5 protein-coding genes are annotated in these 15,485 nt (G+C 43.7%); 1 reads left to right on the forward strand and 4 read right to left on the reverse strand.

The window, feature by feature from the left end; all coding sequences use genetic code 11:
• Positions 1–3: 3 nt before the first annotated feature.
• The 4 genes from ABWT76_RS27790 to drmD form a co-directional block, all read right to left on the reverse strand.
• The gene (locus tag ABWT76_RS27790; protein ID WP_354635275.1) at positions 4–1,206 is read right to left on the reverse strand and encodes a DNA methyltransferase; all 1,203 of its coding nucleotides are present in this window, start codon (positions 1,204–1,206) and stop codon (positions 4–6) included.
• A gap of 75 nt (positions 1,207–1,281) precedes the next feature.
• Positions 1,282–5,328 (reverse strand): helicase-related protein, encoded by a 4,047-nt coding sequence (locus ABWT76_RS27795; protein WP_354635276.1) that lies wholly within the window; start codon positions 5,326–5,328, stop codon positions 1,282–1,284.
• A gap of 1,391 nt (positions 5,329–6,719) precedes the next feature.
• Positions 6,720–10,796 (reverse strand): Eco57I restriction-modification methylase domain-containing protein, encoded by a 4,077-nt coding sequence (locus ABWT76_RS27800; RefSeq protein ID WP_354635278.1) that lies wholly within the window; start codon positions 10,794–10,796, stop codon positions 6,720–6,722.
• A 572-nt stretch (positions 10,797–11,368) separates the two neighbouring features.
• Positions 11,369–14,626 (reverse strand): DISARM system SNF2-like helicase DrmD, encoded by a 3,258-nt coding sequence (gene drmD, locus ABWT76_RS27805; protein WP_190878267.1) that lies wholly within the window; start codon positions 14,624–14,626, stop codon positions 11,369–11,371.
• Positions 14,627–14,843: 217 nt separating this feature from the next.
• Between drmD and ABWT76_RS27810 the strand changes: the two genes are divergently transcribed.
• On the forward strand, positions 14,844–15,380 hold the full coding sequence (locus ABWT76_RS27810) for a cofactor assembly of complex C subunit B (RefSeq protein WP_054469298.1): 537 nt from the start codon (positions 14,844–14,846) through the stop codon (positions 15,378–15,380).
• Positions 15,381–15,485 lie beyond the last annotated feature (105 nt).

Below are 15,485 nucleotides of genomic sequence, written 5' to 3' on the forward strand. Positions count from 1 at the left end.
CAATTATTTTATCCGATCGCTAACTATTTTTCGATCTAAAATCGGGGTACTTTTAATATAGTCTACTTTATCAATAGCCTCTTCAAGCAAACCGATATTTTGGCGATCGCATAAAGAGAGACCACTCTTTAATATATCAAAAGCTACCTCCCTGGCAATTTTTTCCACGGCTTCCTGTGATATTTTATTATCCAAGTTATAAAAACCAATAATATCTTCCCTGATTAATTGGCCGAACTTATTTTTGAATTCTCTTTCTTGCCTTAATTTTTCTTCAAATAGGTTAGCTTTTAACCCAATTTTTTCGATAATATCAGCATTATAAAATGGTACGCCTATTACATTAGATTTATGCCCGATAATCAGGACGATTCGGGCTTTTTCTTTGCTGACTCTAGAAATCTCTCTGAGAGTATCAGCCATGTCTAAACAGTATTGAACTACTGTGTAAAATCGATTGCTTCTGTTCGCTCTATTGGAGCCAATTTCTGACCGGGCTATTTTTAAAATATCCCAGCCGAGTATTTCAGCGGATTTCCGATAGTTTTGATGATAATTAAATACATTAATATAGGGGGGAGATGTGACGACAAAATCTATCGAATTGCTTTCTAAGGGAAGCGATCGCGCATCGGCTAAACCCATATTAATCGGCTGGTTGGAGTAAGGAATATTTTCCATAAGATTTACCAAATCAGCAAATTTTGCCTGAACAGATTCATTGGTGACAGTATTATTGGCGATATCGAGTAAAATCACCAATGCGTCAAATATCTTGATTGATTCTCGATCTAGCTGATGCCTAATATTGTTGATTTTTTCGGCAAAATTATCCACTGGATCTTGGGCAAAAATTCTAAAAGGAAACTCTCGATCTATAACTTCTCTGAGAAGGTTAATCGATTGTTTTTTTCTGGAGTTATTAATAAATTCATATATTGTGCTAAGTATCCAAGCTGCCGGATTAATATCAAATCCATAGGCTTCAAGCTGGAGAATTCCCGCTTCTAGTAAAACAGTGCCGCTGCCTGCAAAAGGATCTAAAATTACCGAATCAGGCAGGCAGTATTCATTCAGGATAACCTCAATAAGCTGAGGCGAAAATTGACCGCGCCAGGTAAACAAGTTAGACCTGGTTTTTTCCACGATGTCAAGTTTTTCTTTTGGGATTGGTTTGTCAAACTGCTTCAATGTTTTCTGGTACATTTGCTTAGGATTAGGTTTTAATGGTGGGTATTTTTTACCACAGAGACACAAAGGACACGAAGAGATTATATTGAATTAATCCCGGCTAATCCAGAGGTTAACGGTGGGTTCTACGTCCCGTAAACTGCGCGGGGTTTTGAATTTTTTCGCGGCTTCGGAAAGGTTGGCGGTTTTGGGGTCGTTGGGGTCGCACAATAGCGGGCCAATGTTTTCCGCTTCGGTCTGATTATATTGCAGTATTTTATCGTTGCTTTCCCATAATTCCGTCCAAGTATCTAATAAGTTCATTACTCGTTTTTCTATTTCTTGGCGAATTTTGGCGCTTTCTGCTGGGGACATGGGGGTATGACTCGCTGCCCGATCGCATATTGGGGCGATCGCCTGTTCGATAGTTGACCGGAGTTGGGCTATTTTACCGGCGCCCATAGGCGGAGTCATTTCGGCTAAATTTAAGCGGGTTAAGGCAACGGTGACAGCAGCTAAACCGCGATCTAAGGCCCGAACGGAGAAGGGAGTGACACTGGTGACTTCTACGGAACGATAGAAATTATTGTGCCAATGCATAAATCTTTCATAATGTGAGCGATCGCGCGGTCGATGGATATTTAATAAAGTAACTACCAACCCCGGACGACTGGGGTCACGACCGACCCGGCTGCTACTTTGAATATATTCGGCGGCAGTTTTTGGTTGACCGAGAATCACCATTAATCCTAAACGGACAATATCCAAACCCACAGAAATCATATTTGTGGCTAAGGCAATATCTACCCGTTCTTTTTTCGGGTCTTTTTCGGCAAAAGAAATAGATAAGCGGCGTTTGGTATTGGCTATTTTATCGGTGGTGACTCGCGAGGTGAGTTCTTGCTGATCGTCTTGGATTTTTCGGTTAGCAAATAAGCCGTCTTTTTCTCCATAACGCTGGCGGCTTTGATAGTTTTGCAGTCGAGAAACTACCTCATCTTCCACAATGCGGCGACTGCCCCCTAATTCTCGCAGAGAGTTAAAATATCCCAGCAAGGTCATATATGGATCGACCGGGTTATGGGAATTTTTTTGGCCTCCAGCTAATTCCCATTGTTTTTGGGCTGCACTTAATAAGGCCAAATAGGTTCTTAATAAGACTACTTTTAAACTACGGCCTTGGGCGGCTACTCCTATATATAGTCGTCCAGGGCTTTTTTTAGTCGGTATGGTTTGGGCAAAAAATGAATCATCCAAGTTTGGCCCCGGAGGAGGAAAAACTTGAATTTCCGTCCGATTAAATAGGGCTTGAATTTGTCGATCTGCCCTGCGGACTGTGGCAGTAGAGGCGACGATTTTCGGGCGAATTATTCTATCTCCCCCCTTTTCAAGGGGGGCAAGGGGGGCATCTCCTGCTGGGGTGGAAATTCTGCGGCTGCAAAGTTCATCGATCGCGGTTTCATAAAGTCCCACCATTGTCCCTAATGGCCCAGAAATTAGGTGCAATTCATCTTGAATAATTAAATCTGGGGGTGGCAAAGGTTGCTTGAGTTGAGTTCCTTTGATACCTCGTCCTTTAATATTATCTGCGGTACTATAAAAACCTTCTCCAGTTTGATAATGGCTAACTTTACCAAATAAGGCCGCAGTTTGGCCAAACCACGGCAAACCCGCAAATTTATCTACAGTGGAAATGAGAAAACAAGGTAAACGCCGATAGATGGATTCATCGATCGCAATTATGGGTAAATGATTGTTTTCCTCAGAAAATTCACAGTCAAAGTTTTGACATTTAACTAATAGTTGCGTTGGGTGGCTTTCGTCCGGGTGTAACCAAAAAGAATCAGGAGTGAATTTTTCCCCACACCAGGGACATTTTTCTAAGGGAATGGGCGATCGCGATCGCTTACTATCCTTTTTAAAATTAAGGGTAATTTGGCGGGCTGAATCGGGATTTTTATCGCCTTTTTTGCCCATACGGTTGGGGGTGGCGCTTTGTCCCACCCACAGGCCAATTTCAAACGGCCATTGTCCTAATTTTTTTAAGTTATCCGGGTGGTTTTTTCTGATTAATTCTAAGGCACAAATTAACCGAGTTGCCCTTTCTAATTGGTCTAAGGTTAGCAGGCGCAAAGTATAGCGCATGATGACGCTAACTCCCGCGCCATATATGTCTTGATTGGTTAATCGGCGATAGACTAAAGTAAATGCCGCTAGTCCTAAATAGGCTTCGGTTTTACCGCCACCTGTGGGAAAAAATAGCAGGTCAACTATATCGCGATCGCTTTTATCTCCTATTTTATCTCCCCCTTCTTCCCCTGCCAAAGAAAGAGTTTGATTGTCATTCCCGCGCAGGCGGGAATCCATCTTATCGCGATCGCTTTTATCTCCTATTTTATCTCCCCCTTCTTCTCCTGCCAAAGAAAGAGTTTGATTGTCATTCCCGCGCCGGCGGGAATCCATCTTATCGCGATCGCTTTTATCTCCTATTTTATCTCCCCCTTCTTCTCCTGCCAAAGAAAGAGTTTGATTGTCATTCCCGCGCAGGCGGGAATCCATCTTATTACTATTGACAATACCGCCAATATTTAGTAAAATAAAAGCTAACTGAAATGGTCGCCAATTTGGGGCAGAAAAAGCATCCGCCGGTTGCTTACTTTCTTGGGCTAACTGTTGGCGACGGGCTTGGGCTACCGCTTGATTGGCAAGTTTAAAAGCGTAGAATACTTGGCTATCTGTTAGTAAGTCTATGCCTTGGTTGATGCGATCGCAGGCAATTTGCGCCCGACTTAGCAGTTTTTTGCTAGTTTCTATCTGCTTCTCGGAATCCACAGGAATCTTCTCTTGTTCGGCAATCCATTGGCGATAAGCAATAGTTAAAGGGCGGAGGCTTTCTTGCAAAGATTCCGATTGAGAAAATTGGCCAATTTTCTCCATATTTAACTCAACTTGGTCTAACTTTGCCGGGGCAACTTGGGCAACTTCTGCCGCAGGAACCCAAGTAGTTTTAATCAGCGGACAATAGGCGGAATTTTCCGGGTCAATTTGGGCAAAAGCGGAGGCATTGTGACCCACCGCAAACTCATAATTATGGCGATATTGGACAGCGGCAACTCTTTCATCCCAATCATCATCACCGCCTTCTCGCAAGTCGGGACGAGGGAGAAATCCTTCCCTACATTCTAACTGTAATTGGGCTTGGAAAATATAGCTAGTATCTCGTTGTTTGCCCTCAGCAATTTTTCGTTTATTAACTAAAAATACGGATAAAATATTAGTATCGGCGAAAAGGCGACGATGATTTGCTTGAATATTTCCCTGGATATGCAAAGGGCGGTTATTTATGGCTAATTCTAACCCATTGCTATCGGGAATTGGCATATAAATTGTTTTTTCTGTGGTTCGCAGTTTTAGGGTTAATTCATATTTATGGGGAGTTCTTTGCCAATATTCTGGGTCCGAGAAACCGGGTTTCTCAGAAAGAGAATTGTCATTCCCGCGAAGGCGGGAATCCATATTTTCTGGTGTTAACTCGATCGCTTCATATATATTGTCATTCCCGCGAAGGCGGGAATCCATATTTTCTGGTTCTAATTCGATCGCCTCACATATATTGTCATTCCCGCGAAGGCGGGAATCCATATTTTCTGGTGTTAACTCGATCGCCTCATATATATTGTCATTCCCGCGAAGGCGGGAATCCATATTTTCTGGTGTTAATTCGATCGCCTCACATATATTGTCATTCCCGCGAAGGCGGGAATCCATATTTTCTGGTTTTAATTCGATCGCTTCATAGTCTCCCCAAGTCACCGTCACCTCTAACTCTTCGATGGTATTTTTTAATAAGAAAGTCAGCCCTACCGAAGAGGGAAACGGGGCAGTTCGGGCAGCTTTTTTTTCGGGACTGTAGCTATCTTCCCCGCGATCGCTTTTATTCAGGCTACTATTTAAATCATCTTGACCGCGATCGTCATCAATGCGGTCTTTCAGGGGGGCACCTTTGGGACAGAGAAACCCGGTTAAATACCATTTAGTTGGGGGAGAATTAATAATTTCTCTTGCGTGTTCGATATCGTCTGGGGTTGGCCCGATTAAATCGAATTCTAAGGCATTAACCAGGATATCTCTAACTTGGGCAGAGGTAATTGAGGACATAAGTTGTTTGTTGTTTGTTGTTTGTTGTTGGTTGTTGGTTGGTTGTTGCTTGGTATTATATCAAAGTTTGCAGGGTAATTAGAGAAACCGGGTTTTTTAATTATTTTTTAATGTTATCCGTAAATTTACGCAGAAACCCGGTTTCTTGGTTTAACCGTAACGCACCATATTATTTTTTTACCACAAAGACACAAAGAAACACAAAGATATTTTGTAGGGGCGAAGCATTCCGGCAGATAAATTATTGCTTAAAACGTTAACCTGAATACCGGAATGCTTCGCCCTCGCTGTGGGATTAGGGCAAAGCATTCCGGTAAATAAATTGTCGTTTATATATTAAATCAATCGCCGGAATGCTTTGCCCCTACATATCCCGAATAGAAACCGGGTTTCTTGGTTTAACCGTAACGCACCATATTATTTTTTTACCACAAAGACACAAAGAAACACAAAGATATTTTGTAGGGGCGAAGCATTCCGGCAGATAAATTATTGCTTAAAACGTTAACCTGAATACCGGAATGCTTCGCCCTCGCTGTGGGATTAGGGCAAAGCATTCCGGTATTTAAATTGTCGTTTATATATTAAATCAATCGCCGGAATGCTTTGCCCCTACATATCCCGAATAGAAACCGGGTTTCTTGATTTAACCGTAACGCACCATATTATTTTTTTACCACAAAGACACAAAGAAACACAAAGATATTTTGTAGGGGCAAAGCATTCCGGCGGATAAATTATTGCTTAAAACGTTAACCTGAATACCGGAATGCTTCGCCCTCGCTGTGGGATTAGGGCAAAGCATTCCGGTAAATAAATTGTCGTTTATATATTAAATTACCCGCCGGAATGCTTTGCCCCTACATATCCCGAATAGAAACCGGGTTTCTTGGTTTAACCGTAACGCACCATATTATTTTTTTACCACAAAGACACAAAGAAACACAAAGATATTTTGTAGGGGCGAAGCATTCCGGCAGATAAATTATTGCTTAAAACGTTAACCTGAATACCGGAATGCTTCGCCCTCGCTGTGGGATTAGGGCAAAGCATTCCGGTAAATAAATTGTCGTTTATATATTAAATTACCCGCCGGAATGCTTTGCCCCTACATATCCCGAATAGAAACCGGGTTTCTTGGTTTAACCGTAACGCACCATATTATTTTTTTACCACAAAGACACAAAGAAACACAAAGATATTTTGTAGGGGCGAAGCATTCCGGCAGATAAATTATTGCTTAAAACGTTAACCTGAATACCGGAATGCTTCGCCCTCGCTGTGGGATTAGGGCAAAGCATTCCGGTATTTAAATTGTCGTTTATATATTAAATTACCCGCCGGAATGCTTTGCCCCTACATATCCCGAATAGAAACCGGGTTTCTTGATTTTATAAAAGATTAAGTTGATCGCTATTTACCTCTTTTTTCGGTTTACTTGGCGGCTTACTTTGCTTCTTTTTCCCTTGGCTATGTTTGCCCAGGCGAATTTCCGCGTCATAGCGTTCCTGGTTCAGTTGCAAAAGTCGGGCCAAGATATCGTTATGGGTGGGTTCGTCCCAACGACGACGCCAGGGCAATTTGCGTTTGCCGGTTTGGACCGCGTTGGCAAATTCTAGGGCTGCGTCGGCGGTGGGGAAAAACAGGTCATGGCTATCTATGCGGTCTTGTATGTCCGGGGGATAGCTGTGGTCTGGGTCTGTGTCCAGGTAGTCCAGGGCAAAGCCGCATTCCGGGGTCAGGTCCGACCAACCGTAGGCAGAGAGGACCGCTAGATCCATTTGTTCATGGAGTTCTCGCAGTTGCAGGATTTCTGGGTCGGTTTCGTTGGGGTCGTGAAAGCGGTTATAAGTGTCCGTAAGTCCCTGGTTATTTTCGATCATTAATTGGGCGCGAGTTTCGTAGTAGGTTTGGCCAATTTGTTCTAGGTTCGCCTCGGTTTCCCAGTTTTCAGGAAAGGGGAAGGTTTCAAAACAATCTGTGGGAGTGTAGCGGAGTCGATCTTCCAGAGATGATCCGAAAAATCGCGCCCAAGTTTCATGGATGCGGGATTGTAAAATAGTGAAAGCAGAAAATGTTTCAAGTGAAAATACAGCAAGTGCGTGGGAAAATACACTGTTTGCTGATAAAAAGGCAAATGATAAATTTGCCGAGTGCAAAGAACAAACTAAGACGCGGGAAAGAGGCGCGATCGCCTTTTTTAATCCTGGTCGTTTTTCTGCATATTGCCACCACCGTTCACACAATGCTTTTCTTTTCTGTACATCACGTTCTGGCTTAACCTTATCGTGAACAATTTGCATTAAATCAGGGTAATTTTCCCAACACTCTGATTCTTCTCTATCAAAAAAATCAATTGCATAACGATAATATTGATGAGTCGGACTAGAATTCACCTCAGACCCGCCAATATAGGGAAAAATCACCTCTTGATTCTGGGGATTTGCGGCAATTAAACGGTGCATTTCCGCGATCGGGGTCGCGTCCGCATTGCGATCGTCAAAAGTGAAACCCATCCCTAAAACATAACTGCCAATAAAACTTTTTTCTGCATTAGCTAACAAAGGTTTCGGGTCATCATTTCCCCCGTCATTAAATAAGAATGCGGTAATTTTCTTCACCGGACGACCATCAAGAATTGGTTGGGGTAATTGTAGGGGTGGTGCCCCCGTGCCCACCCCGATATTTTTCCCTCCCTTAAAAATATGCACTAAACTAACCACAACTGCCGCCATTCCCGGCCAGCGATAACGCTGAGTTGCATGATAAATCATCCCGCCATGATTACAAATAAACCGCAACCCACTGCTGCGGGTATCCCCTTGAGAAATAGTATTTGTCGCAATTAATCCCAAGGTGCCATAATCTCTAATTAAATTAAAAGAACGGCGGAAAAAATGCGCCACTAAATCCGCGTTTCCGTGGGATTCGGGATGAACTTCTTTTAACCAATCCACATATCCCTCTGGGTTGCCATTAATAATCGTATTTTTTCCCGCAAACGGCGGATTGCCCACAATACAATCAAACCCAGGATTGGGGCGATTAAATACTTCGGGAAATTCCACCTCCCAATTAAACGGGGTGGGAATAGAAACCTCGTTGGAGGTAGAAACCGGGTTTTTTGAAAAAACCCGGTTTCTGGCGTCTCCATCACCGCTTAAACTGTTCTCAACTAATAGCCGATATTTATTCTCAATTTCTACTTTTTCCGACTTATTCTTACTTGCCCCATCAAAAAAAGCCGCCACTTTTGCCCAAGCCGCAAACCGGGCATTTTCTAACGCCGATTCTGACTGATTCCACCGTTCGGCATTCGCCTCCGCGTCCGCATCAGTTTGGGTATCCGTTGCCTGAATTTGTAACCGAAAATCCTCGGATTCTCTCACCTGATTATTTAATAGTTTACTTAACGGTAAATCCGCCGTAGGATCGACAAATGCGCCGATTTCTTTAGTAGTCAATCCCACCAAAGAATCCCCACATTTCAGGGCATGATCCACAAAAGTAAACGGCGCATCTTTAGCTAAAGTAACTAACCATAAAGATAACTTAGCCAAATTCACCGCAAACGGGTTTTTATCCACCCCATATAAACACCGTTGGGCAATTTTCCGCCTCGCTTGAATAATGGGTATTTGCGTCGTGGAGAGAAACCGGGTTTCTTCAAGAAACCCGGTTTCTGTGGCGTCTGCAACTACCAACAACTCCGCCAATTGACGGCAAACTTCTACTAAAAATGCCCCAGACCCCATCGCTGGATCGCATATTTTTAAACTTAATATCTGTTCCGCAGTTGGATTAGACCCAAATTGCTGCAATATCGGCTTTAAAGTATTAGCAACTATTGGCCCTGTTAAGGCGCGAGGGGTATAATGAGAACCAGATTTCCGCCGTTCTTCTCCCGGTTGTAAATATAATGAACCTTTGGGCAATAAATTCTGAGTTCGGTCAGAAATTCGCCGCCCCAATGCTGCTAAAATATCCTCAATGGTTTTCGCCTGTTTTAACTCCGTTGCCCCTTTCGTGGGTAGGCTACATTCAGCCCAATCTTTTAATAATTTTGCGCGATCGCCCGGTTTTGCCGCCAACAATTCTGCCACATTAATCACAATATCTTGGGGGGATAGGGCAATAGACAAATCAGGGGCGGTTTGCACTTCAAACCCCATAATTCCCTCATACACCGAACCAATATCTTCTACATCTAAAGACCGATAAGATAAGCGATCGCCATTTAACATCACCAGCTTATCTAATATGCGATAGATCGTCCCATCAGGAATTTGGGGAACGTTCAAAGGTTCTTCGATATCCTTAAATTTACTCCCTTCCGGTCTGCCTTCCAAAAACCCATAAACATCAGGATCAAATAACTGCCCATGTCGGGCTGGTAAATAGTCTTCATAGGGCCCGCCCCCATCATAAACTAAGCGAAATAAACTCAATAATCCCGCATAAGCCCCATATCGCAAATCCATCGTATCCGGGTATTGCCCCGCATCATTTCGCAACTTTTCATAAAGCCCCGACACCGCATAATAACGCTGATAAACGGGTTCGTCGGGCATTAATCCTTCATCTTCCGCATAGAGTAAAAAAACCAACCGCATTAATATAGTAATTAAGCCGCCATAAATGTGGGTTTTTCCCTCTGGATTTTGCCGCAATTCCTTTAATAATTGCCCCTGAACTGCCGCGTCTGCGGTTTGCATTCCCCGCAACAATTCCCACAAAGCATCTAACACTTGGGCTGATAATTGGGTGGAAACTTCCGCTTGATATTGCCGACTGTTGGCCAAAATTTGAGGCAGTCGATCTTTTGCGGGCACCGTATATAAACGGGATTTTCCTAGCAACATTTCTAAAGCCCCTAAGATTAACCGCCCCGCGACTTCGGTCATAGCTTTTACGGGAAAAGTGAGATAACCGGAAGATTCACCTCTGGGGGCATAAATTAATCTAATTTCTGTCCCATTACATAAGAGTCCGATGGGATTTTGGGTTTCTCGGAGAAGTCGTTCAAATTTTGCTTGGGGGGATGCTTTCCAACCTTGTCCCGGTTTCTCCGTTTCTGCCCGATCTAAATCCGTTCCCGGTGAGACTATTTTAATTAAAAATAGCCACTCGTTGCCCTCCCGATTTTTTAACCCATAATCCGCTTGTAAAATTTCTCCATAGTCCCGTAAAAATACGCTTAATTCTGCGGGCAATTCGCGAACAATGACTTTTTCGGGCCACTCTAATACTTGTTTGCCCATTTCTAATAAATCTGATATCCACGGTTCACCGTTCGGCAACGGTTCCGGGGCCAAATATTCTTTAAATTTCTGCTGCAATTCGATTAGTTTGCCCCGATCTATATTAGCTTGGGCTTTAATTAATGCTGGTGGGGCCACTACTAAGCCAATGGGTTGCAGCAGTCCTAGCCATTCTTTATGTTCAAATAAGGTGCGATCGATGTTCATGGTTGTTGTTGGTTGTTCGTTGGTGGTTGGTGGTTGGTGGTTGGTGGTTGGTGGTTGGTGGTTGGTGGTTGGTGGTTGGTGGTTGGTGGTTGGTATAAATTATTATGCCAAAATTTGCACCGTAACGCACCATGTTATTTTTTTTACCACAAAGACACAAAGAAACACAAAGATATTTTGTAGGGGCGAAGCATTCCGGCAGATAAATTATTGCTTAAACCGTTAACCTGAATACCGGAATGGTTCGCCCTGATCCCACAGCGAGGGCGAAGCATTCCGGTAAATAAATTATCGTTTATATATTAAATTACCCGCCGGAATGCTTTGCCCCTACAAAATGAAAATTCAATAAAAATTTACAATGAGGGCGAAGCATTCCGGTAAATAAATTATCGTTTATATATTAAATTACCCGCCGGAATGCTTTGCCCCTACAAAATGAAAATTCAATAAAAATTTACAATGAGGGCGAAGCATTCCGGTAAATAAATTATCGTTTATATATTAAATTACCCGCCGGAATGCTTTGCCCCTACATATCCCGAATAGAAACCCGGTTTCTTGATTTTAAATTAACTGGAAGTCGGCCATAAATAGACGACCCCAACGGGTTCTATGCGGATCGCTTTTACTTGGTAGCTTTGTTCGATCCGTTCCGGTTCCGTATTAATTTCTTCGGTTAGTTGGTCTAACCGAATTTCCCAGTAACGGCGATCGGCTTCTATTTGTCGCTTTTCATCGGTATTAAATAGAGAAAGTTGATAGGCTTCGATTTTTTGTTGATCGAGGATGCGATCGCGTTGTTGGGTTAAAAGTTGCTGCATTTCTTTGGCTTCTTGTTCTCCCCGTTTGGTGAGTTCTCGAATGGCCCGATCGCTGATAATTTCTGCCCGTTTTGCCAAATGTCCTTTTAATTCGGCAATATCTTGAGAAACATAAGCCTTAAATCGGTCTAATAGCTGGTCGGGGACATTGCGTAAGAGGCGATCGCCCAAACAAGTTTCTAACTCGTCCATCACATTGGCTTTTTCGGTTTCCGACAAAGGCCGTAATTTGCCCCGCCCCCGACTTTCTGGGTTATTCCATTGGGCAGCAACGGCCAAAATTTCGTCATGGAGTCGGGCTGCGCGATCGCCATATAAAGATAACCGCCCCAAAATAACCACTTTAGGAATAGCATCATTAGTGAAGCAAACGCAAGCGCGAGTTAACTGGTCTTGGGCAAAACCTTGAGATAAAAATCGCCCTAATAACCGCTGAACTAAACGATGTTCTAAATGTAGATGGACAACTTCCCCGTCTAAAGTTCCAGGGTCACGAAATACCACGGGACGAATCGGAGTTTCTCGGCGCCAGTCCCAGAGAGTTTTGCCCTTGGTTCGCGGCGATCGCAAACTATCAAGAGTATTGGCCCAAGTTGCATCCCCAGTTTGTTGGTCTAAGTTCGGCAAAATATAGCGATCGACATAGCGATCGGCAGAATTCGCGGCGGAACTTTCAAGCTGTAAACCTTCAGCCCCCATTAACTGCAAAGACACAGAAAGGGCATGGCGAAAATGAATGTCATCAAGTCCTAACCATTGCCGGGACTTTTGCAAAATTTCCTCTAATTCTTCCTGCTGCTGATAGAGTTTTTGCTGTTGTTCCCGAATCGGTTCCAGTTCTCCTTGAATGACGCGAGTTTTTTCATCAAATCCGGTTTCGCTGGATTGGGCGATCGCCTCCGTAAGTTTCCCCTCTTCTTTTGCGGAAATGCCCGCATCTAAAATTTGGGTTAAATTTTTCTCCACTACGGGGGATAAACTGCCCAACTCTTGCAAAATAGTCTGGGTTTTTTTCACCAACACATCCAAAACCCGATCCTCGGAACGTTGCTGCAAAATAAAATAGTGACAGCGGACAATTGTCTCTCGTTGCAACTTGCGATCGATGCGACCATTGCGCTGTTCCATGCGGCTAGGATTCCAGGGTAAATCAAAGTGAAATAAATCGGCGCAATAGTTTTGTAAATTCACCCCTTCTCTCGCAGCATCCGTGGCAATTAAAATCCGTAACGGATGCTGGGCTGGATTCTCATTAAATGCTTTTTTAATCTCCTCGCGGCGATCGTCCCCGATACCCCCATGAAACGTGGCAATTCGGTCTTCTGCTTGGTCAGAATTCGCGATCGCCTGTTTTAGCTGCCGTTCCAAATAGCGTTTAGTATCCGCATATTCGGTAAAAATTAATACACGGCGATCGTGCCATTGCGCCCCAGGTTGCCCTAAATTGGGACAAAGGTTTTCCCGAATCCACTCAATTAATTTTACCATCCGACTATCGGGTTGATAGCGGGCAGTGTCCGCAATATCCGCCATAGTTGCTAATAACTGTAACTCCTGGGGAGAAACTTGCCCCAAATCTTGAGCAATTGCCTGAGAAGCAGCGGTCATTTGCGCTTCTTCTTCTGCCTCCACTTCCGCTTCTGCTAAATCAGCGCGATCGTCATCACTGCTAATACTTTCCTGCAATAAAGCATAACGCCCAGAATCAGCGGAAAAAGCGGAAAAACTCGATAAATTAGTCGATTTTGACTTCTCTATTGCCCGTTCAATGGACTGCCGATGCACCTGCAAAGTCCGGGCAAAAGCCTCAATAGAAGACAACAGCCGTTTTTGCAAAGAAGTTAACACCAAAATAGCCGTAGTTTGGGTTGACTTCTTAGCAGTTTTTAACCGTTCTTCTCGACTACTGCGATAAGCTTGCAATAATTCCGCTAATTTTAACTCTGGGGCATCCTTGGGCAACCCATCAATGATAATGGGAATCACCAGACGTTCGGGAAAATCCGCTGGATCGATCGCCCGTAAATCTTGTTTTAACCGCCGTACCATCACCGCTTCTAATAGTCTCTTATCGACGGAAATACCGCGACAAAACCGCTGCGGATCGAGAATTTCTAATAAGGTAGAGAAACTATTAGAATGGCCATTATGCGGGGTCGCACTTAAGAATAATTTATGCTCAAATTTCGGGGCAATTTCCCGGACAACTTTGGTTAAATGGGAATCCACGGCATAACGAGAACTGCTAGATGGGGCCGCATGATGGGCTTCATCTAATATTAGCAAAGAACCGGCAGAAAGATTATCTTTATCTAACCAATCCCGTAAAAGAGAAGCATAAATTTCATCCCGTAATAAAGCATGAGAAATAATAAATCGGTTGTGAGTTTTCCAAGGATTAATTCCATAACCCCGTTCTCTTCTTTTACCAGCCATAAATTCGCGATCGAAGATTTGAAACAGCAACCCAAAGCGATGTTCCATTTCTTCTTGCCATTGTTGCACCACCGACGGAGGACAAGAAATCACTACTCGTTTCACTTTTTGCCGCAAAATCATTTCCCGCAAAATTAAGCCCGCTTCAATGGTTTTTCCCAATCCCACATCATCGGCAATAAACAAAGAAACCCGTGGCATTGATAATGCTTTCCGCAGGGGTTCTAACTGATAGGTTTTAATTTGAATGCCCGCCCGATAGGGAGATTGAAATAATTCTTTTTTCGTGGAAGTGACACAATTCCAACGCAAAGTATGTAAATAAGCGGAAAAATCATTTCCGCGATCGAACCCTCTTTTTGCCACTAAATCCCAAGAGGACTCAGGCAAAATTTTGGCATCAAGTTCTCGATGCCAAAATACGGTCAATTCTTCCCCGATCGCATCATCATCCACACAAGCTAAACTGACACTTTCATCCTTTCCTGCTTCCGTCGGTGGGATAATTTCCTGAACTAAATAATGGCGCGATCGGACTTTAACAATTTGCCCTAAAGATAACTGATTCATTGTTGTTGGTTGGCTGTTGTTTGTTGTTTGTTGTTTGTTGTTTGTTGTTTGCCCCGCCGCCCCGCCGCCCCGCCGCCCCGCCGCCCCGCCGCCCCTCCGCCCCTCCGCCCCTCCGCCCCTCCGCTTCAGATAATTTCTGGCTGACCCCTAGCATCAAAGCCGGTTACTTTGTAAACTTATGTAAAGTTAATCCCAAAACCTTAAACAGTGAACAGCTATGAATCCGCCTATTATCTCATCGACATTCTTATTGACCTTATTGATGATGATCGGGCTAGTCTTCTTTATTCGGGCTTCGGTGAAAGATCGCACGGAGGAACTTGAGTTTAGCAGCCAGCAGCCGGAAGACTCTGTACTTCGACAACTAGAAAAACATTTTACCGATCGCTCCTACCGGGTCGCGGCGGTCAACCCCCAGGAACACCAGGTAAAGTTTGAAGGGCTTGTCAGTCCTAGCTGGTTTTTGGCCATATTTTTATCGTTTCTGGCCGGTGCGGGAACTCTCTGCTTGGCGTTGGTGTTATCCATGTTATTCCCGAATGTAGGCAATCTGTTTTTGAGCTTATTGTTACTATCACCCTTAGCGGGAGTTTTCTATTGGCAAAAAGCCGGTCGGCTGGAGCAGGTGTTACTCACGGTGAAGACCCCAGAGTCGCTAGAAAATACGCAGTCAGGGTGTCAGGTGAGAGTAACGGCTCACCGGGATGAACTAATTGTTTTGCGGGAAACACTTCAGTTGCCGTTATCTGATTAGTTTGAAGTTCTTTGGCGGAACAAACCACAAAAAAACCACAACAAAACCAGAAAAAACAGCCACAAAACCACAAAAAAAATCCAAAAAAACCCAAAACAAAAACCC

The organism is Planktothricoides raciborskii GIHE-MW2, from assembly GCF_040564635.1.
GTDB lineage: Bacteria > Cyanobacteriota > Cyanobacteriia > Cyanobacteriales > Laspinemataceae > Planktothricoides > Planktothricoides raciborskii.

Coding starts and splice junctions, on each gene's coding strand:
- ABWT76_RS27790 (WP_354635275.1), bottom strand. CDS start 1,206: ATGTACCAGAAAACATTGAAGCAGTTTGACAAACCAATCCCAAAAGAA.
- ABWT76_RS27795 (WP_354635276.1), bottom strand. CDS start 5,328: ATGTCCTCAATTACCTCTGCCCAAGTTAGAGATATCCTGGTTAATGCC.
- ABWT76_RS27800 (WP_354635278.1), bottom strand. CDS start 10,796: ATGAACATCGATCGCACCTTATTTGAACATAAAGAATGGCTAGGACTG.
- drmD (WP_190878267.1), bottom strand. CDS start 14,626: ATGAATCAGTTATCTTTAGGGCAAATTGTTAAAGTCCGATCGCGCCAT.
- ABWT76_RS27810 (WP_054469298.1), top strand. CDS start 14,844: ATGAATCCGCCTATTATCTCATCGACATTCTTATTGACCTTATTGATG.